24 protein-coding genes and 1 tRNA gene are annotated in these 21,464 nt (G+C 38.3%); 3 read left to right on the forward strand and 22 right to left on the reverse strand.

Translation table 11 applies throughout. The annotated features are described in order from the left end of the window. Positions 1 to 96: 96 nt before the first annotated feature. The 3 genes from OCV67_RS10010 (at position 97) to OCV67_RS10020 (ending at position 3,544) form a co-directional block, all read left to right on the forward strand. Positions 97 to 321 (forward strand): recombinase family protein, encoded by a 225-nt coding sequence (locus tag OCV67_RS10010; protein ID WP_147643888.1) that lies wholly within the window; start codon positions 97 to 99, stop codon positions 319 to 321. 37 nt (positions 322 to 358) lie between these two features. Next, positions 359 to 1,579 carry a TOTE conflict system archaeo-eukaryotic primase domain-containing protein gene (locus OCV67_RS10015; RefSeq protein WP_147643847.1) on the forward strand — a complete coding sequence of 407 codons (1,221 nt, stop codon included), beginning with the start codon at positions 359 to 361 and terminating at the stop codon, positions 1,577 to 1,579. 126 nt (positions 1,580 to 1,705) lie between these two features. Further along, positions 1,706 to 3,544, forward strand: a complete 1,839-nt coding sequence (locus OCV67_RS10020) for a DEAD/DEAH box helicase family protein (RefSeq protein WP_178085089.1) — start codon at positions 1,706 to 1,708, stop codon at positions 3,542 to 3,544. A gap of 339 nt (positions 3,545 to 3,883) precedes the next feature. Here the strand turns inward: OCV67_RS10020 and OCV67_RS10025 are convergent. The 22 genes from OCV67_RS10025 to OCV67_RS10130 form a co-directional block, all read right to left on the reverse strand. Next, positions 3,884 to 3,960, reverse strand: a tRNA-Met gene (locus tag OCV67_RS10025). A 115-nt stretch (positions 3,961 to 4,075) separates the two neighbouring features. Further along, a complete protein-coding gene (gene clpX, locus OCV67_RS10030; protein WP_147643849.1) occupies positions 4,076 to 5,332 on the reverse strand; it encodes an ATP-dependent Clp protease ATP-binding subunit ClpX in 1,257 nt (418 codons plus the stop codon). Positions 5,333 to 5,346: 14 nt separating this feature from the next. Next, positions 5,347 to 5,961: an ATP-dependent Clp endopeptidase proteolytic subunit ClpP gene (gene clpP, locus OCV67_RS10035; RefSeq protein WP_262644529.1), complete on the reverse strand. Its 615-nt coding sequence runs from the start codon at positions 5,959 to 5,961 to the stop codon at positions 5,347 to 5,349. A 71-nt stretch (positions 5,962 to 6,032) separates the two neighbouring features. Further along, positions 6,033 to 7,361: a trigger factor gene (gene tig, locus OCV67_RS10040; RefSeq protein WP_147643851.1), complete on the reverse strand. Its 1,329-nt coding sequence runs from the start codon at positions 7,359 to 7,361 to the stop codon at positions 6,033 to 6,035. A gap of 102 nt (positions 7,362 to 7,463) precedes the next feature. Next, on the reverse strand, positions 7,464 to 8,153 hold the full coding sequence (locus OCV67_RS10045) for a metallophosphoesterase (protein WP_147643852.1): 690 nt from the start codon (positions 8,151 to 8,153) through the stop codon (positions 7,464 to 7,466). Beyond that, positions 8,153 to 9,649, reverse strand: a complete 1,497-nt coding sequence (gene thrC, locus OCV67_RS10050) for a threonine synthase (protein WP_178085090.1) — start codon at positions 9,647 to 9,649, stop codon at positions 8,153 to 8,155. Before thrC ends, OCV67_RS10045 begins: the two co-directional genes overlap by 1 nt. 20 nt (positions 9,650 to 9,669) lie before the next feature. Next, positions 9,670 to 10,029: a YraN family protein gene (locus tag OCV67_RS10055; RefSeq protein ID WP_147643853.1), complete on the reverse strand. Its 360-nt coding sequence runs from the start codon at positions 10,027 to 10,029 to the stop codon at positions 9,670 to 9,672. Beyond that, positions 10,016 to 10,621, reverse strand: a complete 606-nt coding sequence (rnhB, locus tag OCV67_RS10060; RefSeq protein WP_147643854.1) for a ribonuclease HII — start codon at positions 10,619 to 10,621, stop codon at positions 10,016 to 10,018. Before rnhB ends, OCV67_RS10055 begins: the two co-directional genes overlap by 14 nt. A 1-nt stretch (position 10,622) precedes the next feature. Continuing rightward, positions 10,623 to 11,489, reverse strand: coding sequence for a ribosome biogenesis GTPase YlqF (gene ylqF, locus OCV67_RS10065; protein ID WP_147643855.1), 867 nt, complete (start codon positions 11,487 to 11,489; stop codon positions 10,623 to 10,625). Positions 11,490 to 11,509: 20 nt separating this feature from the next. Continuing rightward, a complete protein-coding gene (gene lepB, locus OCV67_RS10070) occupies positions 11,510 to 12,490 on the reverse strand; it encodes a signal peptidase I (RefSeq protein WP_262644520.1) in 981 nt (326 codons plus the stop codon). A gap of 22 nt (positions 12,491 to 12,512) precedes the next feature. Further along, positions 12,513 to 13,139 carry a signal peptidase I gene (lepB, locus tag OCV67_RS10075; RefSeq protein ID WP_262644521.1) on the reverse strand — a complete coding sequence of 209 codons (627 nt, stop codon included), beginning with the start codon at positions 13,137 to 13,139 and terminating at the stop codon, positions 12,513 to 12,515. Between the two features lie 151 nt (positions 13,140 to 13,290). Continuing rightward, positions 13,291 to 13,635 (reverse strand): 50S ribosomal protein L19, encoded by a 345-nt coding sequence (gene rplS, locus OCV67_RS10080; protein WP_147643892.1) that lies wholly within the window; start codon positions 13,633 to 13,635, stop codon positions 13,291 to 13,293. Positions 13,636 to 13,814: 179 nt separating this feature from the next. After that, the gene (locus OCV67_RS10085) at positions 13,815 to 14,468 is read right to left on the reverse strand and encodes a TIGR03936 family radical SAM-associated protein (RefSeq protein ID WP_147643856.1); all 654 of its coding nucleotides are present in this window, start codon (positions 14,466 to 14,468) and stop codon (positions 13,815 to 13,817) included. Then, the gene (locus OCV67_RS10090; protein WP_147643893.1) at positions 14,461 to 16,272 is read right to left on the reverse strand and encodes a TIGR03960 family B12-binding radical SAM protein; all 1,812 of its coding nucleotides are present in this window, start codon (positions 16,270 to 16,272) and stop codon (positions 14,461 to 14,463) included. Before OCV67_RS10090 ends, OCV67_RS10085 begins: the two co-directional genes overlap by 8 nt. Positions 16,273 to 16,550: 278 nt before the next feature. Then, entirely contained in the window at positions 16,551 to 17,180 is a 630-nt protein-coding gene (locus tag OCV67_RS10095; RefSeq protein WP_147643857.1) for a CatA-like O-acetyltransferase, read from the reverse strand. 78 nt (positions 17,181 to 17,258) lie between these two features. Further along, positions 17,259 to 17,606 carry a cupin domain-containing protein gene (locus OCV67_RS10100; RefSeq protein ID WP_178085091.1) on the reverse strand — a complete coding sequence of 116 codons (348 nt, stop codon included), beginning with the start codon at positions 17,604 to 17,606 and terminating at the stop codon, positions 17,259 to 17,261. A 58-nt stretch (positions 17,607 to 17,664) separates the two neighbouring features. Continuing rightward, a complete protein-coding gene (locus OCV67_RS10105) occupies positions 17,665 to 18,366 on the reverse strand; it encodes a transglutaminase-like domain-containing protein (RefSeq protein ID WP_178085092.1) in 702 nt (233 codons plus the stop codon). Between the two features lie 113 nt (positions 18,367 to 18,479). Beyond that, a complete protein-coding gene (locus tag OCV67_RS10110; RefSeq protein WP_147643858.1) occupies positions 18,480 to 19,109 on the reverse strand; it encodes a CatB-related O-acetyltransferase in 630 nt (209 codons plus the stop codon). A gap of 137 nt (positions 19,110 to 19,246) precedes the next feature. Then, the gene (locus OCV67_RS10115; protein ID WP_147643859.1) at positions 19,247 to 19,660 is read right to left on the reverse strand and encodes a DUF3788 domain-containing protein; all 414 of its coding nucleotides are present in this window, start codon (positions 19,658 to 19,660) and stop codon (positions 19,247 to 19,249) included. Between the two features lie 25 nt (positions 19,661 to 19,685). Continuing rightward, positions 19,686 to 20,288, reverse strand: coding sequence for an alpha/beta hydrolase (locus tag OCV67_RS10120; protein WP_147643860.1), 603 nt, complete (start codon positions 20,286 to 20,288; stop codon positions 19,686 to 19,688). A 100-nt stretch (positions 20,289 to 20,388) separates the two neighbouring features. Beyond that, positions 20,389 to 20,727 carry a YobA family protein gene (locus OCV67_RS10125; RefSeq protein ID WP_262644524.1) on the reverse strand — a complete coding sequence of 113 codons (339 nt, stop codon included), beginning with the start codon at positions 20,725 to 20,727 and terminating at the stop codon, positions 20,389 to 20,391. Between the two features lie 85 nt (positions 20,728 to 20,812). Then, the gene (locus OCV67_RS10130; RefSeq protein ID WP_147643861.1) at positions 20,813 to 21,277 is read right to left on the reverse strand and encodes a VOC family protein; all 465 of its coding nucleotides are present in this window, start codon (positions 21,275 to 21,277) and stop codon (positions 20,813 to 20,815) included. Between the last annotated feature and the right edge of the window lie 187 nt (positions 21,278 to 21,464).

Consider the following 21,464-nt stretch of genomic DNA (forward strand, 5'->3'; position numbering starts at 1 on the left):
ATACTTGGTGTTTTCCATGTGTTTCTCTCCTTTTTTTATTATTATACCATCTTTCGCTTTTTGCTGTCCACTTTTTTAGTATAGCACCAGGACGTTATCGTTTTCAAAACATACACCACTGGTTTTCCCAATCGAAAACGAATTACCAATTCCGGCGAAAAGAACAAATATTTATCCACTAAAAGTCATCCTGCAATTATTTCAAGAGAGGATTTCGATGCAGTTCAGGATGAAAAATTGAGAAGAAGCAATGTTATTCGTGATGGAAATGGTGTTAGGAGAAAAAATACAAAATATAGCTCAAAAAAAGAAAACCAATAAATATTATTTACTCTGATATAATGAAACAAAAAGGAGTGTGGTCACTATCAAAACACTCATACTCAATGGATCTCCACGAAAAAACGGCGATACAACTTTTCTGATTCAAGAATTAAAGAAACAGCTGCATGGAGACATTAAAATTGTTAACGCCTATACTGCAAATATTTCTCCCTGTATCGACTGCCGGAAATGTCAAGAACAATTCGGATGTATCATAAAAAATGAGATGCAGGAAGTGTATCAGTATTTTGAAACATGTGACAATGTTGTAATCGCATCGCCTATCTACTTCTCGGAACTGACGGGAAAGCTGTTGGACATTGGCAGTCGGCTGCAGCTATATTTTTCTGCCAAACAGTTTTTGCATGAATCACCAGAGTTAAAACAAAAAAAGGGAGTAGTTTTACTTGCAGGCGGCGGTTCCGGAAATCCGCAAAAAGCCTATGAAACGGCAGTATGTCTCATGCATTATATGAATGTACAGCAGATCTCCCCTTTGGTTTGCAGCCATAATACAGATCACGTTCCTGCCGAGAAAGATGAAAGAGTTCTGTCTGAAATCAAGAAAACCGCTGAATTCTTGAATCCATCCAGAGAAGAGATTTTATTTTCTGCTGCTTCTGTCACCATGAAAAGTACACCAAGTGAAAAAATTGATCTGTTTCGTTCCCTCTTCCGTGGAAGAGAAGATGTTTATGCATTGCGATGGCATAATCAAAAGACTGGAAAAAGTGGTTATTCCCCTGTATGCCGAAATAAGTGGATACCTGGTATTTGTCATCTGCCTCAGGTAAAGTGCGCTGACTGCAATTATCGCAGTTATGAGCCAGTTACGGACAAGACAATTTATCTTCATCTTGCAGGAAAGGATTTGCTGTGTCGGGATGTTGTTGGAATTTACCCTATGCTCCCAGATGAAACGACCTATTTTCTTGCGATTGATTTTGACGAAGAAAACTGGATGGAGGATGTTTCAGCAGTCAGACAAGTTTGTCAGGAACATCATATTCCAGCATCTGTGGAACGCTCCCGTTCCGGAAACGGTGCTCATTTGTGGATATTTTTTGATACACCAATTTCAGCAAAAACAGCACGGCAACTTGGCTCTTGTCTGCTGACTTTGGCTATGCAGCAGCGTCATGAAATTCATTTTGATTCCTATGACAGAATGTTTCCAAATCAGGATACAATGCCTTCCGGCGGCTTTGGCAATCTGATCGCACTTCCACTACAAAAACAGGCACTTGTTCAATGAAACAGTGTTTTTGTCAATGAAAAATTAATTCCCTATGCTGACCAGTGGGCTTATCTTTCCACTATTCCGAAAATGCAAATTTCAGAAACGGAACAATTTATTCAAACACACAGGAAAGATACAGATTTGGGCGAATTGTTTCGGGAAGAAACATCTGACAAACCATGGATGCTGCCCATCTCAGAAAGCAACCAACTATGTGCGTATTCAGAAGAAATTCACGTAGTTATCTCAAATCTGCTTTACATTACCAAAGTCGGTATTACGCAAAATGGTCTCAATCGACTCAAAAGGCTGGCTGCTTTCAAAAATCCCGATTTCTATAAAGCACAGGCAATGCATATGTCCACTTATGGAAAACCTCGTGTGATTTCTCTTGCCAGCGAAGATGAAAACTATATCATGCTGCCAAGAGGCTGCAAAGAAGCGTTGATGCAACTGATGATGGAAAATGATTCAAAGGTTCATTTTACTGATGAAACTGTTTCCGGCAGAACAATCAACGTTTCATTTTGCGGAACGCTGCGTCCAGAGCAACAAGATGCAGTACAGGCTCTGGCAATGTATAATACTGGCGTTCTTGCAGCAACCACGGCATTTGGAAAAACAGTAACCGCCGCCGGAATTATTGCAAATCGCAAAGTCAATACCTTGATTTTGGTACATACCCAGACACTCTTGGAGCAGTGGAAAAAATCTTTGACCGAATTTCTGGATATTCACGAAGTATTACCGGAAGAACCGGTCAAACGTGGACGAAAAAGAAAACGTTCACTCATTGGACAGCTTGGAAGCAGTAAAAATACACTGAATCAGATCATTGATATTGCAGTAATGCAATCACTATATCATGATGGCGAGGTCAAGCCCATAGTCAATCAATACGGAATGGTTCTGGTAGATGAGTGTCATCATATTTCAGCATTCAGCTTTGAAGCAATCCTACGGGAAACACATGCAAAATATGTATACGGATTGACAGCAACACCGAAACGATCAGACGGACATCAACCCATTATTTTTATGCAGTGCGATCCAATCCGCTATCAGGCAGATGCAAAAGAATACGCACAAAAACATAATTTTTCTCACATTCTTATACCCAGATTTACAAAATATCGAGCTGTCACAGATGAAAAAATGACAATTACACAGCATTACCAGGCAATTTGTGAAATCAATACTCGAAATCAGATGATTTCTGAGGACGTAAAAAAGGCTGTTTCGGACGGCAGAACACCCATTGTCATTTCAGAACGCACCTTCCATATTACCAAGCTATATGAACTTTTGCAAAATTCTGCTGACCATGTTATCATTCTGAATGGAAAAGGAACTGCAAAAGAAAAACGTGAACGGCTTGCAATAATACAAACTCTCCCGGAAAATGAAAGCGTCATTCTCCTTGCAACAGGCAAATATATCGGTGAAGGCTTTGATTTTCCACGATTAGACACACTATTTCTGACAATGCCGATTTCATGGTCTGGTACGCTGGCACAATATGCTGGACGACTGCACAGGGAACATGATGGAAAAACCAGTGCTGTCATTTACGACTATGCAGATCTGCACGTTCCCATGTTAGAAAATATGTATAAGAAACGATTAAGAGGATATGCACAACTCGGTTATACACTTGCTGATCAGCAACAGAAAGAAATCGATTTTCAGAGTATTTATTCCAATGAAAAATATATAAAAGATTTGCTTTTGGATATAGCATCAGCGAAACGCTCACTCGTCATTTGCGGTGGATACTATTCTACTGGATATGTGAATCAGATTTCGAAAATCGCTGAAACGCTTTATGCAAACAACGTGTCAATAAAGGTAATCATCAAAAAATCAAGCACCTCCTATCATGAAAAATTGGTGCAGTTATTTTCATTTCATGGATTTCAGTGTACATTAAAAAATCATATCAATCACAGTTTTGCTATCATTGATGAGAAAACTGTGTGATATGGCTATTCTGAGTTATTTGCTGCTTCGGACGACATTTGCGTACTACGTATGATGGATGAGGAATTGGCTGGGGAGTTGGCTTTGAATTGATTGCACTGTCCATGCAAGTCGTTTTTCCAATCAGAAAACGATAGCATCAAAAAGAAAACGTTAACTCCTAAAATAAAACGATAACTTGCTATCGTTTTATTTTCCCCCGAAAATGACAAACAGCCACCGTGATTTTCTTCTCACTGTGGCTGTTATCGTTTGATAATTGCCGGAAATGTGCTTATTTCTCGGCTTTTTTACAATAAAAATGCACCCAACGATTGTATCATTCGTTAGGTGCAGATATGGTTGCGGCGGCTGGATTTGAACCAACGACCTTCGGGTTATGAGCCCGACGAGCTACCTAGCTGCTCCACACCGCGATATATAAGTTTCAAGTACTTAATTATTATACCATATTAAAAAAGCTTTGTCAAGCTTTTTTTTCAAAAATCCGTACTTTTTTTAGTACGGATTTTTATAAAACAAATTTTGCCTTTATTTTTTTGTAATATAGAGCGGCTTTTCTTCACCATTTATTGATTTAGCAGTAATTTTAATGCCTGTTACATCAGGATTTGAAGGCACTTCAAACATAGGTTGCATCAAGACGTCTTCAATAATAGATCTAAGCCCTCTCGCACCAGTTTTCTGAGCAATGGCTTTTTTAGCTATCTCCATTAATGCATCGTCTTCAACAATTAAATCTATATTATCATAATCAAACAATTTTTTATACTGCTTAAGCAATGCATTTTTTGGTTCCGTTAAAATTTTAATCAGAGCTTGTTCATCAAGTTCGTCAAGTACAGTAATTATAGGCAGTCTTCCTACAAGTTCCGGCACAATACCAAATTTAACCAAGTCCTGAGAAATAACTTTATGAAAAATATTTTTTTTCATTTTCTCTTTAGAATTTATTTCAGCGCCAAAGCCCATTGCAGACGAATTTATCCTTTTCAGAATTGATTTTTCCAGACCGTCAAAAGCGCCTCCGCATATAAATAAAATATTTTTAGTATTTATCTGAATAAATTCCTGATTCGGATGCTTGCGACCACCCTGAGGAGGAACATTTGAAACAGTACCTTCAATAATTTTTAAAAGCGCCTGCTGAACACCCTCGCCGCTTACATCCCTGGTAAGAGATGTATTTTCTGATTTTCTGGCAATCTTATCAATTTCATCAATATAAATGATACCTCTTTCAGCCGCTTCAATGTTAAAATCAGCAGCCTGAATAAGTCTTAACAAAACATTCTCAACATCGTCGCCGACATACCCTGCTTCTGTAATAGTAGTAGCATCGGCAATAGCAAACGGTACGTCAAGAATCTTTGCAAGAGTAGACGCCAAAAATGTTTTTCCAACGCCGGTAGGACCAAGAAGCAGTACATTACTTTTCTGAATATCCACATCATCGTCATCATTATTCTGACTGATAATTCGTTTATAGTGATTATATACAGAAACTGCCAGCGTAATTTTAGCTTTATCCTGACCCACAACATATTCGTCCAGAACAGACTTAATTTCAGCCGGAGTCAGGAGATTTATTGTCGTTTCATCTCCTGATTTATTCTTATTTTCATTCTTTCTGCTAGTTTTAGTTTTAGCAAGCGGACCCATTAACAGTTCATAGCAATAAATTACACATTCATCGCAGATATTTGATGCTCCGGCAGTAAAAATACTCTGAACCTTATCTTCGCTTTTTCCGCAGAAATTACAGAATTTTATTGGTTTTTCCGGCATAACTTCCTCCCCGATTATCTATGCTTGATTACCTTATCAATCAGACCGTATTCCTGTGCTTCAGCAGCAGTCATAAAATTATCACGATCAGTATCACGGCAAATTTCTTCATAGGACTTTCCAGTATTTTCACTAAGAATTCTGTTTAGATTTTCCTTAGTTTTCAATAAATTATCGGTTCTTATTTTGATATCGGTTGCCTGACCCTGAAGACCTCCTGATATAAGAGGCTGATGAATCATAATTTCACTGTTCGGCAGTGCAAGTCTTTTTCCCTTAGTGCCGGCAGACAGCAGAAATGCGCCCATAGATGCAGCCAAACCAATGCAGATAGTTGATACGTCGCATTTTATATACTGCATCGTATCGTAAATTGCCATACCTGCAGTAACCGAACCGCCGGGACTGTTAATGTACAAAGAAATATCCTTTTCCGGATCCTGTCCTTCCAGATGGAGCAATTGTGCAACTACAATGCTTGCCGTAGTATCGTTCACTTCTTCAGAAAGCATTATAATTCTGTCATTAAGCAGTCTGGAAAAAATATCATAAGAACGTTCTCCGCGGCTTGTTTGTTCCACAACATAAGGTACTAAACTCATATTTTCTCTCCTTTTCTTAAGGCTTATGCCTTCTATATCTCTATTATCTGTATTACAAAGTCGGCTGCCCGATAAGGGCAGCACGATTATAAACGAACTTATTCAGCAGCTTCGTCTTCTGACTTTTCTTTTTCAGTACTGATCGTATTATCAACTACAGCATTTTCTTTTACAAATTCAATAGCCTTTGTAACTCTCAAATCTGTTATAAAATCATCCATAGGAATTCTGAGCTTAACGTCCTCAAGAGACAAGTTATTAGCGTCTGCCACTTCCTGAAGCTGACTGTCAATTTCTTCTTCTGCCGGCTGAATGTTTTCCATATCGGCAATTTTTTCAAGCGCAAGTCTCAACTTAACTTCATTTTCGGCTCTTTCCTGGAATGTTTCTCTGAATGAATCCATATCCATACCTGTATACTGAAGATAAATATCAACACTCATTCCCTGCTGCTTGAGTCCATGTTCAAAATTTCTGATTAAGGAATCTACTCTATGATCAAACATGCATTTAGGAATAACTCCATCAGCAGTATCTATAAGAGTCTGCATAATGTAATTTTCAAATTCAGATTCTGCTCTTGTTTCAGCCTGTTTTTCAAGCTTTTCTCTTAAGTCGTCTTTCCACTCATCAACTGTATCAAATTCAGTAGTATCCTTAATAAGCTCGTCGTCAAATTCAGGATATTCAGATGCATTGATTGCATGGATCTTAACCTTGAATACAGCCGGCTTTCCTGCATATTCTTCCATCTGATAATTTTCAGGGAATGTTACGTTTATCTCAAATTCATCACCGATTGAATGACCTACGATCTGTTCTTCAAATCCCGGAATAAATTGACCGCTTCCCAATTTAAGAGGAAATTCGTCAGCCTTACCGCCTTCAAACGGAGTACCGTCCATAAAACCTTCAAAATCTATAATAACCTCGTCCTGAAGCATCGCCGGTCTGTCATCGACAGAAACAATTCTTGCATTTCTCTGCTTGATCTGTTCGATTTGAGCGTCAATATCCGCATCAGTTATATCCTTGACATTTTTTGGTGCCTTTATACCCTTATAATCAGCAACGGTAATTTCAGGCTTTGTAATGCAAATTGCTTTAAATTCCACACCGTTTTCCTTGTCGGCAGAAACAACTTCAATTCTCGGAGTATCAACAAGAACAAGTTCTGATTCTTTAATTGCGTCAGGCATTTCTGAGTTGATAAGACCGTTGATAGCTTCCTCATAGAATACGCCTTCACCGTAATACTTTTCAACAAGCTTCTTGCTTGCCTTACCCTTTCTGAAGCCGGGAACAGTTATACTCTTCTTTTGTCTCTGATAAGCTTTTTCAACAGCTGCTGAAAAGGCTTCAGCGTCTACTGCGAATACCAATTCATGTGTATTTACGTCAACCTTAGTTGATGATTTTAAACTCATTTTTAAATCCTCCAATTTATTTATAGGTGCATACCTTTTTCATTATATCATATTCAACTTTTTTTTTCTACATAAAAATTCGACTTCTACATTTTTTACAAATTATAATATTTTCACAGGCTCAAATTGTAAAAAATCACTAGAAATTAAATTAAATTTTATACCGTCCCGTTCGCCGTTAATTGCATACTTTATTGACGGTCCGTGAAGATGTCCATACCAGCAATATTTTACTCCGTATTTATACAGCACATCAAGTATATCGGGATTACAGTTATTTCCGTAAACCGGTGGATAATGAAGAAACACAAGCGGTTCAAGCTCTTCTTTCAAAGCTGACTGAATAGAAGCCGTAAGCCTGCCTGCCTCTCTAGCCAATACTTTTGCATCCTGTGGTTCTCCCGGCATATTAACCCATCCTCTAGTACCGCAAATTCCATAATTTTCATAAACAAAGTGATTATTATGAAGAATACTCAGAGAGGAAAATCCCCATGAGGAAAAAGTATCTTCCATTTTTTTGCGTGAACACCACCAGTAATCATGATTTCCTTTTAAAAGGATTTTCTTTCCTGGCATTTTTTCGATCCAGCAAAAATCCTCATAGGCGTCACGGATATTCATAGCCCATGAACTATCGCCAGCGAGCACAACGGTATCTTCAGAAGTAATATGCTCATTCCAGTTTTTTTCAAGAAGCTCCATGTAATTTTCCCAGCCTCCGAATATATCCATTTTCTTATTGGATACGCTCAGAGCAAGGTGAAGATCGCCGATTACAAATAACGCCATTACGCCAGACCGAAATCCTTAAGAACGTAGTTGTTCATATCAGACTTTTCAATAGAACCCGTAAATCTTCTTTCCTTATTTTTTAAATCAGCAAGAGCAGACGGAACAGTAATATCAGAAAGCTCTGCAAGCCTTGCGACCATATCATACTCGTCAAGATCTGACTTTTTGCCTTCAATTGCTTCAAGAACGCTTGCACTGAACTTATATGGACTAGCTGTTGAGGCAATTAGAGTTTTTGTTTCATCTCCCGTAGCCTTTTTATAGTCCTCATAAACCTTTACAGCAACTGCTGTATGAGTATCGCATGTATATGAATACTTTTTGTAGATCTCGCTGATAGTGGCCTTTGTCTGTTCGTCATCACAGTAACCGCCGAAGAATTCTTCTTTAAGTACTTTCTTAACATCGTCAGTCACTTCATATCTTCCTGTTTCTGCCAGACTGCCAAACCATTCTCTGATCTGAGCGTCATTCTGATCTGTAATCATATAAAGCAGTCTTTCAAGATTGCTTGAAATAAGAATATCCATTGACGGCGAGCATGTTGCATAGAAATCTCTGTTTCTGTCATAAACACCTGTTTCAATAAAGTCTGTAAGAACCTTGTTAACGTTTGAAGCACAAATAAGCTTGTTTATTGGAAGTCCCATCTTCTTAGCATAGTAAGCCGCCAGAATATTTCCGAAGTTACCTGTAGGAACAACAACGTTAATTTTATCACCCAGTGCAATTTCTCCGCTTTCAGCAAGGGACGCATAAGAAGAAATATAGTAAACGATCTGCGGAACAAGACGTCCCCAGTTAATGGAATTTGCGCTTGAGAACATAAGTCCTGCGGCATTCATCTTTTCCTTGATTTCCTTGTCTGTGAAGATCGCCTTTACACCGTTCTGACAATCGTCAAAATTACCCTTTACTGCGCATACGCCTACGTTTGAACCTGACTGTGTTGTCATTTGTCTTTTCTGCATAGGACTTACGCCGTCCTCAGGGTAGAAAACGAGAATCTGAGTTCCTTCAACGTCCTTAAAGCCTTCAAGAGCCGCCTTACCGGTATCACCTGAAGTTGCAACAAGAATAATAATTTTCTTGTCCAGATTAATTTTCTTTGCTGAAGTTGTAAGGAAATAAGGCAGAATCTGAAGAGCCATATCTTTAAACGCACATGTAGGACCATGCCACAGTTCAAGCATATATGTTCCGTCAAAAAGTTCTGCTATTTCAGCAATATTTTCAGTTTCAAAATTCTTTGTACTGTAAGCGTTATCCGTACAGTACTGAATTTCTGCATCTGTAAAATCTGTAAGGTACTTCTTAAAAATATAAGCTGCTCCGCATGAATAATTAAGACCTGACAGATACTTGATCTCGTCCATAGTCAGTTCAGGAATAGATTCCGGAACAAAAAGTCCGCCGTCCTCTGAAATGCCCTGTGTGATAGCAACTGCACTTTCAACTTTAATATCACTGTTTCGTGTACTCTTATAATACATAAATACCACCCTTTTTAGTATCAAACGCCGGAACCGTCATAGGCGTTTTTCATATATTCAAGACTGACCCCTTCGTCCTCAGCTGTAACAAAAACCACATCAAACCTAGGCTGAAGTTCGCAGTCTGTTTCCCTTAAATATTTTTCTGCGGATTTTATTATCCGTCTTTGTTTTTTTATGCCAACGCTTCTGCTAATTTCAACTGCTTCCAATTTCCTGAATTTTATTTCAATAAAGCATATGTATTCCCCATCAATGGCAATTATATCAGTTTCTCCGCCTTTAACGGTATAATTTCGAGCAAGAATTTTCATTCCCTCATTTTCAATATATCTGCATATCTGAAGCTCGACATCACGTCCATAGTTATTTTTTTGCATAAATCTTTTTCAAAAACGAAGGCCTGTGTATAGGACAAGGACCAAGCTCAAGTATTTTTTCTCTGTGAAGTTTTGTACCGTATCCCTTATGCTTTTCAAATCCGTATTCCGGATACTTTTTCGCCATTTCAAGCATATACCTGTCCCTTGTAACCTTAGCAAGTATTGAAGCCGCCGCTATGGACGCCGAATTACCATCGCCTTTTACCACAGCTCTTGCCTCACATGGTACATCGGGAGTTTTATTACCGTCTGCCAATACAAGCGCCGGTTTTGTTTCCAGACCTAAAACCGCCCTCTTCATTGCGAGCATTGCGGCATTCAGAATATTTATTTCCTCTATTTCTGCAATAGTCGCTCTTGCAATACAGTAATCTTCTGCCTTTTCAATAATCTCATCATAAAGCTTTTCACGCTTTTTTTCAGATAGCTTTTTACTATCATTGAGTCCTTCGATATAATTGTCAGGATTTAAAATTACCGCCGCCGCATAAACATCACCGGCAAGAGGACCTCTGCCTGCTTCATCAACTCCGCAGAAAACTCCGATGCTGTTTCTGACCGCCTCATCATATTCCCACAAAGCGTCCATTTTATTGCACCTCCGCCGGAAGTTCGAGAGTAAGTCTGCCTAGCTTGCCGCTTCTGAATTCGTCCAAAACAGTAATTGCTGCTCTTTCAGTATTAACTTCTCCGCCGGAAACCAGCATACCCCTTTTTCTTCCCACATTTTCCAGCAGTTCAAAGCCTGTACCCTGAGTATCAATTTTATATCGCTCTTCAAGAGCCTGCGGATATAGTGACGAAAGATTTTCAAGAAGAAGAGAAGCAAGGGCTTCAATATCAAGAATATCGTCCTTTACAGCGCCTGTAAAAGCAAGTTTTCTTGCTACTTCCTGATCTTCAAATTTAGGCCATAAAACGCCGGGCATATCAAGCATTTCAACATTATCCCCAAGCTTTACCCATTGTTTCGTACGGGTAACTCCGGGACGGTCCTCAACCTTAGCCTTTTTTGCCTTCGCCATTCTGTTTATAAAAGAGGATTTTCCCACATTAGGTATGCCTACAATCATAAGTCTCAGAGGAGCGCCTTCAATACCCTTTGCACGGCGTTTATCCATCAGTTCTTTTAAAAGCTGATTCCTGACTGCCGGAAGAAAACCCTTTATTCCGTCTCCGTTTTTACAATTACACTTTATAACCGTAAAACCTTTTGATTTATAATGATTTATCCATTTTGCCGTAGCGTTGTCGTCCGCCATATCAGCTTTATTTAAAATAAACATTCTCGGCTTGTCCTTAACAAGTCTGTCCATCTCCGGATTCCTGCTTGATTCAGGTACTCTGGCGTCAAGAATTTCCACAATGCCGTCAACAAGAGAAAGATTTGACTGGATCATTCGTCTTGTTTTTGTCATATGTCCGGGAAACCACTGAATATTCCCCATTTCTGCCATAAATCAGTTCCCCTTTCCCTTTATTTTACAGTACCAAAGTCTGAAAACGGATACATTCGCAAAATAACTTTTCCGATAATATCTTCCTCAGATACAAGTCCCACATCTGAATGGCGGCTGTCTTTGGAAATATTTCTGTTATCTCCCATAACAAACACATATCCATCCGGAACAGTAAGCGGATATTCAAAGGCAAATTCATCTCTTGTTGTAGGTTCGCTTATATAATTTTCTTCCAGGACTTTTCCGTTAACATAAACGATACCCTTTTCAAAATCAATATCTATGGTATCTCCGCCTTTGGCAATTATCCTTTTTACTATTTTACAGCCCAGTCCGTCCTTTTCAATAACACGATCATCTTCGCCGATAAGATTGGCTTTTTTATCATCTATAACAACAATGTCTCCCGTATCAGCACTATAACCTGCACTCATTACTAGAAGAGTATCACCGTTCTTCAGAGTAGGTTCCATTGAGCCTCCGGAAACCGACGCTATTCCCATAATATAAGTGAACAAAAGAATAATTATAAACGAAACTGTAATGACCCATTCTGCCACATCGAGTATATCATACAGAACAGATGATCCGGATTTTTTACGTTTTTTCACTGCCGGAGTTATTTCTTCAGTTTCAGAAAAATCCGGTTGGGAAATATTTATCGCAGCTTCTTCAGCTCGCAGCTTTTCAGCTTTTTGCTTTTCAAGCTTTTGCCGACGGATTTTTTCAATTTTTTCCGCAGTTATACGGCTTGATTCAATGATTTTATCATCATCTGGAATAACTGCAGTTATTGCCGGTGCTGATACTTTCTGCTCCGGCATACATTCAAGGTTATCCGAAGAGGACTTTACATCGTTTTTTTCAGCATCTTCCTGTCTGTTTACAGTCCGTACAAAAGCCCGAGCTTTAGGCTTATAAGCACCGCTCCTAGCCTCCGCAAGTATACTGTCAATAAGCGCCTCACGTTTCTCCTTCGTCATTTTATTATTTTCCAAATCTTGTACTCCTTAATTGCCGTCAGTCAAGTACAGAAAAATTTTCAAAAGGATAGAACCGCAGTAAAGCCTTTCCAAGAACATCTTCTTCCTTGACAAATCCAACATGAGCGTCACGACTGTCAGTAGAATTGTTTCTATTGTCACCCATAACAAAAATATAACCTTCCGGAACTGTTAAAGGATATGTAAACGCTCCCGGATCAAGTCTTGTAGGTTCGCTTATATAATTTTCCCTGAGCACTTCTCCGTCAACGCTAACCTCTCCGCTTTCAAAATTAATATCAATGGTCTGTCCGCCCACGGCTATAACTCTTTTAATAAGACGCTTGTCTAAACTCCCGCCTTCAACAATATTTGTCGTTCCCGCTTCATAAACATAGGAATGTTCATTTTCTATAATAACAATATCTCCGGCTTTAGGAGTATACAGAAAAGTACTCATAATAAGCTTATCCTTATCATTAAGAGTAGGAACCATTGATCTTCCGTCAACTGTTACAGGTCTTGCAACAAAGGTAAATAATAAAAGCACTACAAAAACAGAAGTAATAACCGACTCACAGATCTCCATAAAATCACTGAATGTACTTCCTTTTTTTTCCTCTGCGTTTCCCTCTGTATTTTCAATAATCTGCTGCTCTTCCATTATCTTGTCCTCGATTTCATAAATTAATGGTAATAAAATTTATTAAATGCACTCGCACTCAATATTGCCTAATAGCAAAAAAGGGACTTTAACGTCCCTCAAGAAGGCACAATGCCTTCCGGCAGGATTATCTGCCGGAGACCGCCTTATCTTACTTAATAAGTTCTTTGACCTTAGCCGCCTTGCCAACTCTGTCACGAAGATAATAAAGCTTAGCTCTGCGAACCTTACCGTGTCTTACAACTTCAACCTTGTCAACAACAGGTGAATGCAGCGGAAATACTCTTTCGATTCCGCAACCGTGAGCAACACGTCTTACAGTAAATGTTTCGCTTATACCGCCGTGCTTCTTTGCGATAACAGTACCCTCAAAAACCTGAATACGGCTTTTATCGCCTTCCTTGATCTTTACATGTACCCTAACAGTATCGCCGATTTCAAACTTAGGCGCTTCAGTTTTCATGCTTGAATTACTGATCATTTCAAGTGCGTTCATTGTTTTTTCCTCCTGATTTCCGGCATTCTTACCGCACTCTATGAGACTGTACCAATCTCTGCGGCAGCGGACTGCCCTGTTTAATGTCATTTAATGGCATAAACTCTCGCACAGCATATTGCCTGCGGATTTAAATGCTTTAATATCATACCATAAAATAAAAAAAATTGCAATACCTTTTACAAAAAATCTTCATTTTTTTCAGAAATTACCGCTATTCTCTCAACTGATTCAATTTCCACGTCCGTACAGCAAAACGGTACAAACAAATCGGTAACCAGAGACGGATTAATATTTTTTTCCGTTCCTGCCGGAAGTCTCAGGACAAGTACGAATCTACCGTCCTGAAATTCTTCGGATATAATTTTTATATCCGGTTTTAAATCTATTAGCTTTTCACCTTTTCGCTTGGTTTTCTTGACAGTATTTATCTGCTCCTGTTCCATAAAGCGTCTGAATTCAGACTGCAACTCACTTCCGATACCCTTGAATGTAATTTTGAAATCGGCATATTTTATAGCGGTATGCTTTGTTTCAGGAGTATAAATTTTTACAATTTTTATGCCTTCGGGCATAACCTTGTTAAGCTTTTCCTTTACTTCTTCAAAAGGTACTTCCTCCGTAAGATTAAAATCCATTATTTCAATAGAGCTTTCATACCCTAAGGAAAGAGGAAGTGCAAACATTATATAAATATGAGGATTAAAACCCTCGGTATACCACACCGGAAGTCCGGAGCGTTTGAAAGTTCTCTGCATACAGCGATTTAAGTCAAGATGGGAAATATATTTGGCTCTTCCTCTTTTTTCAAATACTGCTCTTACTTTATTCAAAACAAGCCCTCCCGATTTTACGGCTTACTCCGCATGCTGAACATTTATTTCTGCAATGCTCAGTAGTCTGAGCAGCTCTCGCCTTTTTATTTTCCCTGATCAGAAATTCCTTCGAAATATAGTAATCAAGATGATCCCAAGGCATTACCTCGTCATATTCCCTTTTGCGGCTTGCATAAAATTCCATTGTCAATCCGCATTCGTCAAAAGCTTCGCTCCAGTTATCAAAATTAAAATGCTCTCCCCAGCTGTCAAACTTGCTGCCTTTCTGCCATGCTTTATAAATAACCTGTCCAAGACGTCTGTCGCCTCTTGCCAATACAGCCTCTAGAATACTTGTAGACGGATCATGCCAGCTTGCCTTGATTTTTTTCGATGAAATACTGTCCATAAGAACCTGCTGTTTATGCATTATTTCTTCTCTTGTTGCCTGAGGTTCAAACTCAAACGGAGTAAAGGGCTTAGGCACAAACGTTGCAGTACTGATAGATACCTGAACGCCCTTTCCTTTTGGTCTGTTGGGAATTGAATAAAAAAGATCTACCACACGCTGTGCAAGTTCAATAATACCTTTAATATCCTCATCTGTTTCTGTAGGAAGACCCATCATAAAGTAAAGCTTTACGTTTGTATATCCGCCCTCAAAGGCAGTACGGCAGGTTCTCATAACCTCGTCTTCTGTGACATTTTTATTTATAACATCTCTTAAACGCTGAGTGCCTGCTTCGGGAGCAAAGGTAAGTCCGCTTTTGCGTACCTTTTTAATTTCGTCCATAAGCTCTTTTGAAAAGTTATCCACTCTCAAAGACGGTAAAGATAAATTTACATGCTCCTTTTCCGTATACGGTATCAGTCCGCCTATTATATCTGCAATTTCAGAGTGATCGGAAGTACTAAGCGATGCCAGTGACAACTCCTCATACCCGGTATTTTCACATAATGCTTTTGCCTGTCCGCACACTGTTTCCGCTGATTTTTCTCTGAACGGACGATATAAAAATCCTGCCTGACAGAATCTGCACCCTCTTATACAGCCTCTCAGTACCTCCACAGACGCACGGTTATGAACTATATCAGTAAACGGCACTACAAATTCGTCCGGATAGAAAACCTTGTCAAAATCGTCAATAATACGCTTTTTAACTGTTGGTGAAACACCTTCCAGCGGAGCAATCTGACAGACCGTACCGTTCTCGTTATAACTAACATCGTAAAGCGACGGAACGTAAATCCCATGAATATCTGCGGCTTTTCTTAAAAATTCCTTTTTGGCAGCTCCCTGACTTTTCATTTCCTTATACAAGTCCATAAGTTCAAGGTTTACTTCTTCTCCCTCGCCGAGAATAAACAGATCAAAAAAATCTGCCAGCGGCTCGGGATTGCATACGCAAGGCCCTCCGGCAACAACAATATTAAAAAGCTCGTCGCTTCTGTCCTTTGCAAAAACAGGAAGTCCTGCCAAATCCAGCATATTTAGAACATTTGTGTATGAAAGCTCGTACTGCATAGTAAATCCTATAAAATCAAAATCCTTTACCGGATCAAGACTTTCCAGTGCATAAAGAGGAATGTTTTCTCTGCGCATAATTTCTTCAAAATCAATTCCGGGAGCAAATACTCTTTCGCACCAGTAATCCTCTCTCTGATTGGTAAGGGAATAAAGTATTTTCATTCCAAGATGCGACATGCCTATGTCATAGGAATCAGGAAAGCAAAAGGCAAAGCGTACGCTGACTTTTTCTTTATCCTTTATAACGCTTCCCGATTCACCGCCTATATATCTTGCCGGTTTCTCCACACTCATCAAAATTTTGTGACTTAATGCCAATTCTCTTTCTTTTATATCTGGATTATCGTGCAAATCGCATGATAATCCAGGCGTTTTTATGTCTTGTAAATCCACGTTATTCTCCTCTCAGACATATGATTCTCTCTTTATTTTTCTAATGGGAAAAGCTCTGTTTTTTTCTTTACACAACTAATGGCCACAATTTTTTCCGACCACTAAAACTCGCTTAATACATACTCGAATCTTAGAAAATTTACATTAATCTTTTTATTATTGCATTCATAACCCAGAAATTAACACTCGCTCAGAAATTTTTGCAATTCTTCTACAAACTGTCCTATATGCAATCCATCCACAAAGGAATGATGTGCCTGCACAGAAATTGGAATCAAAACTTTTCCATCTTTTTCATAGTATTTTCCCCAATCAAAAAGAGGTGTTGCATTATCCTTCTTTCCGGAGTTTGTATGTGATATATGAGTGTATGTAACCCAAGGCATAGGTGAACATTGGAAAACATCATTTCCTAATGGTCCTGTAAAGTATGCTTTCTGTTCATCTGCTGTTTTTAATGCCAATTCACAGTATTCCTTTAAATCATCTATCATTGGAACATTTACTACTTTGAATAAATTAGTTTCCTTATTCAAATAAGTAAAGGCAGTATCTATCCTATCATAAAGAACTACTTGTCCGTCTACAAAACGATAACGAAAGGCTTCTATTTTGTTTGCACATTTGCATACCGCATATACCATAGCCAATGTAAACGATATTCCCTGTTCCTTGACCATACGCTTAAAATCTGTAATATCTGCTTCAAATGTTATACAAAAAGCAGGTTCAATACTGTTTCTAAAAACCATGCAGTGCATTGCCCTTTCCCATGTTTTTTCATCTATTATCTGATATGAATTAGACATATTCTTATCCCTTCAAATTTCAATTTTTCACTCTCTGCAACTTCCCGACAAGCTGGAAGTTGCCACTACTATATCTACTTACTCTGTGTATGTTCCACCCGTATTTTCTTGATTGAGAGTTCCCTCAACTTCAATCAACAGGCATTTAACCAATTCGTTACATATTGGACGATGCTTCATTCCTTTAGGAATTATTATAAAATCTCCCTCGCATAAATGTGTTAATCCGTCCTCAAACTCAATATCAAATTCGCCCTCAATACAGTAGAACAGTTCATCAGAATTTTCATGTATATGAAAATCTAAAGTTCTATGTTCCGCTTGCAACACATTTAACATATGGTTATTCAATGTACCCACCCTCTTATAGAGGAACAGGCGATCAATCGCATTTACATTCTCTTTCAAATTTACTTTTTGTATCATATGTTTCTCCTCAAAATCTGATTTGCCGCTTTAAAATTCCCAACAAACAAATTTATATTCAACTAGAATTTCGTATTTTCTTTACATTTCTGTTCATAAGATGCCGTCCTAAATTTCTATATGCAAATGCCTTTATTACTGACATTTCCTGCCGATGCTCTTTCAGAAAATCATCTGGGCAGTCATATATTCCAAAATCCTGATTGATACCTTCGCTTTGTATATAGGTGTTGTTCCTGTCAAAATCAATGACAGGGTGCTGAAAATCTTTTACGCCAACACCATAACCACAGAATGCCCCGACACAATCGCTGTGTGCCTGTTGTAATTTAGAGAAATATGAGTTGTCTAAAATAAATGCTTCCAATTCATACCAGATATCTTCAAAGAATATCTCTACCCAACTATGCAATACATTCTTTGGAGCTGATCTATAAACCAATCCCGTCATTGCCCCTTTTTGCAGTTTTTTGTCAATCGTAAAGCCATGTACTCTGCATGGGATATTGCAAGCTCTCAGCAGTGCCATAAACAGAGTGCCTTTTGTATTACACTGACCGTAACCGTCAGCCAGAACTTTGGATGCGGGAATACTGTCGTCTATATTATATCCAAACAGGATTTCGTCCCGCACATAGTTGTAGATTGCTTTTATGCGGTCAAAATCAGATAATTCCAACCAATCTTTGTCTTGTATTAACCTCTGAATATAGATATCTGAATAATCAAGCATATCCGTTTCTTGTATGTATCTGTTCACTTCATGATAATCCTTTTATAAATTCTGCACCTAGCTCTATGATAATATATTCTTATGTCCGATAAACTGGAAGTTATGGGGAAGATATGATTCCCCACACTCCCAAATATAAATCAATTTAATTCATCAATTCTACCAGACTGTATGATTTCAAGATTGGCTTTAATTCGTTCCTCTGGCCAATCCCACCATTTCAGTTCCAACAACCTTGCAATAGTCTTGTCATCAAATCGCTTGCGTATAGACTTCGCTGGCACACCACCGACAATTGTATATGGCGGTACGTCCTTTGTAACCACTGCATGAGTTCCAATGATTGCTCCATCTCCAATCGTTACTCCAGAAAGAATTACAGCTTCATAACCAATCCATACATCATTACCAATGATAATATTTCCCTTATTATCCCATGCATCCGTAATATTTGTCACATCTAAATCCCATTCTTCAAAAAAGATAGGAAACGGATAAGTCGATAAGGATTTCAGAGAATGATTTGCGCTTGTGAATATAAATTTTGCACCACAGGCAATCGAGCAGAACTTTCCAATCACAAGTCGGTCATGATTGACCGAGTAATGATACAGCACATTATTCTTTTGAAAATCACACGGATTGTGAGCAAAATCGTTATACATTGTATAATCACCAATCTCAATATTGGGATTAGTAATTACATTTTTCAGATAAACTGTTTCGGTATCACCTGTACGGGGATATATTCTATTTTTCGATATAGCCATGTTATAACCTCCAAAAATTTATTAAATATGCTTGACTATATCGGTTACTACAATACAACGCTTCACCCTATATCACCTCAAATCCAGATTGAATTTGTCGCTTTAATTTCCCAGTATATTCATATAAGCTGGAATTGTTATTTCCGATTCGGTTTTCTTTTAATAGCCAACAATTTAATATAATCTTCAAGTACAGCAGTATCAGTCGGTTCAAACATTACCCATTTTCCATCATGATAAATTTTTGCTTCATCATATTGCCTGCAAACGGCATTAGAAAGAGTAGTTCTTATATCTTCAAATTTTGTTCTTTCATCTTTCCCAAAGATAATCATGAAACCAACGCAATTACTTTTCGCATATAGGCAACAAAGTGTTTTACCGCCCCTACGATATTTATATTCGTAAGTCCAATTCTTACCACCAGTATTCCATAATCGTTCCATTTGGTATTTTTCATCAATAGCCGAACATAACTCTTGCCAGACTTCAAACAGAGATTTTCCGAGCAATTCAGTCATTGTTGATGGAGACGGTATATTTTCAAGCATAATATTTCCTCCGCAAATTTCGATTTTATCGTATTGTCTTTTTCATCCAATTATCCAAAAAGTCAATCTGCTCATATGTATGAAACCAGTGTTCCCCATTTTTCATTACAGTCAGATGTGCATTGTGACTACTAACAAATTCATTTACTGTTTGGTGAGATACGAGGTTATCATTTTCTGCATATAGGATTTCTGTAGGAACGTTCCATGTTATAGGGTTTTCCCTAACAAAGCATAAATATTTCCATGATAATGTTTCCCCAAAGTCCGTAGGGATTTCTCTTTTCTCACTCAGCTCCTTCTCCGATACATTTGCCCAACTCATCATGTCCAGTATAAGACGTTCCATATCAAGTACAGGTGATATAAATAACGCCTTTTCAATGTCACAATTCTGCAATGTGTGCATTGCAAGATAAGCCCCTATGCTGTTTGCAATTAAATAAACATAATCGTATCTTTCATTTGCTTTGTCATAGACTGATTGAATTTGATTTTGTACAATCCACGGGATATAATCATTGTAGTCTATCCCAATAATATCAAAACCCAAACAATTTTTCTTGTATTGTTCAGCTTCTAAATAGCTTCCGCCTTTTCCGTGAATATATAAAATTACTTTTTTCAAAATATCACCTCTGCAAATTACGATTTATATTTTATAAATCAGTTGTCATTCCACACATACAAATACATCCATCACACTGGAATCTTTATCAACATTTTAGTTATTCGACAATACGAATGCTATAAACATTAGTAATTTGTGCAGGATATGATTCTGCGATCGAACCGTCATATTCAATTTCCAAAACATCTCCGACTTCCGGCTCCGGTGAGGGATTAATATTTGTAATAGGAACTGTTATCAGGTCTGCGCTGTTCAATTCTGTACTTCCGTCAACAGGCTCGACAAGGTAATAGCCATCACGTACTTCTAATATAGTCGCTTGGAATGTGGCTTTTCCGTTTTCGTCCACTTCTGATCCTCCACCACTGGACGTTCTGCAAGCGGTGACTGCCAATATAAGGCTCAGCGTTAAAATTAGTAGCAGTTGTTTTCTCATAGCATATGGTCTCCTAAAAAGTAGATATTCATATAAACGCAGAATCATCAAAATGGTTCCGTTTTGTGTATTAGTCCACCATGTATTAGCTGTTTAAAAGTTTTGTCAAATCCTCCACGGATGCATCCATTTTCACTGAAATTTCTTCCATAGTCATGCCGGAAGAAAGAAAACGCTTTATCACCATTTTCATATCCTCGCCGACCTCTATGATATGCCCGTCCAAATCGTAAAATCGGATCACTCGCTGGCCCCAGCTATGCTCGATTACTTCTCCCAGATATTCAATGTCCGGGTATTCTTTCAGTTTGTTCAGGAAACCGTCAAAGTTCTGTTCCTCAAAAACGATTTCCGCATTGTTGGATTTTTTTAATATCTTTTCTTTCGGCAGATTTACAAGCCAGTCAAAATCCTGCTGCAATGCCAGGCCGCAGGTAAAAGCAATGTTTCTGCCGTAATCCTGAAATACTTCCAATCCGAATAAATCCTCATAAAATTTTCTTGCGGTGTTAATATCGGCCACCGATATAAGCATACATACGTGTTTCATGCAAATACTCCTTTCAGACTGTGATTTCCCGTTTTCACAAAAGTTGATTTATTAATGGGAAGGAGAAAAAAGAACCAAGAAGCGTACATCGGGAAAATATAGCCGCTGAGTACCCTCCAATAATTAAACTTTAAGTTTAATTATACGCAAAAAACAACTATTTGTCAATGAGGCATAAGAAAGCCTA

The sequence above is a fragment of the Porcipelethomonas ammoniilytica genome, from assembly GCF_025567485.1.
GTDB lineage: Bacteria > Bacillota > Clostridia > Oscillospirales > Ruminococcaceae > Porcipelethomonas > Porcipelethomonas ammoniilytica.

What these genes read in the sequence shown, in the direction of transcription:
- clpX (WP_147643849.1), bottom strand. Translation starts at nt 5,332, where the DNA reads ATGCCGGAAAAACCAATAAAATTCTGTAATTTCTGCGGAAAAAGCGAA.
- tig (WP_147643851.1), bottom strand. Translation starts at nt 7,361, where the DNA reads ATGAGTTTAAAATCATCAACTAAGGTTGACGTAAATACACATGAATTG.
- OCV67_RS10045 (WP_147643852.1), bottom strand. Translation starts at nt 8,153, where the DNA reads ATGGCGTTATTTGTAATCGGCGATCTTCACCTTGCTCTGAGCGTATCC.
- thrC (WP_178085090.1), bottom strand. Translation starts at nt 9,649, where the DNA reads ATGTATTATAAGAGTACACGAAACAGTGATATTAAAGTTGAAAGTGCA.
- OCV67_RS10055 (WP_147643853.1), bottom strand. Translation starts at nt 10,029, where the DNA reads ATGCAAAAAAATAACTATGGACGTGATGTCGAGCTTCAGATATGCAGA.
- rnhB (WP_147643854.1), bottom strand. Translation starts at nt 10,621, where the DNA reads ATGGACGCTTTGTGGGAATATGATGAGGCGGTCAGAAACAGCATCGGA.
- ylqF (WP_147643855.1), bottom strand. Translation starts at nt 11,489, where the DNA reads ATGGCAGAAATGGGGAATATTCAGTGGTTTCCCGGACATATGACAAAA.
- lepB (WP_262644521.1), bottom strand. Translation starts at nt 13,139, where the DNA reads ATGGAAGAGCAGCAGATTATTGAAAATACAGAGGGAAACGCAGAGGAA.
- rplS (WP_147643892.1), bottom strand. Translation starts at nt 13,635, where the DNA reads ATGAACGCACTTGAAATGATCAGTAATTCAAGCATGAAAACTGAAGCG.
- OCV67_RS10090 (WP_147643893.1), bottom strand. Translation starts at nt 16,272, where the DNA reads ATGAGTGTGGAGAAACCGGCAAGATATATAGGCGGTGAATCGGGAAGC.
- OCV67_RS10095 (WP_147643857.1), bottom strand. Translation starts at nt 17,180, where the DNA reads ATGTCTAATTCATATCAGATAATAGATGAAAAAACATGGGAAAGGGCA.
- OCV67_RS10100 (WP_178085091.1), bottom strand. Translation starts at nt 17,606, where the DNA reads ATGATACAAAAAGTAAATTTGAAAGAGAATGTAAATGCGATTGATCGC.
- OCV67_RS10110 (WP_147643858.1), bottom strand. Translation starts at nt 19,109, where the DNA reads ATGGCTATATCGAAAAATAGAATATATCCCCGTACAGGTGATACCGAA.
- OCV67_RS10115 (WP_147643859.1), bottom strand. Translation starts at nt 19,660, where the DNA reads ATGCTTGAAAATATACCGTCTCCATCAACAATGACTGAATTGCTCGGA.
- OCV67_RS10125 (WP_262644524.1), bottom strand. Translation starts at nt 20,727, where the DNA reads ATGAGAAAACAACTGCTACTAATTTTAACGCTGAGCCTTATATTGGCA.
- OCV67_RS10130 (WP_147643861.1), bottom strand. Translation starts at nt 21,277, where the DNA reads ATGAAACACGTATGTATGCTTATATCGGTGGCCGATATTAACACCGCA.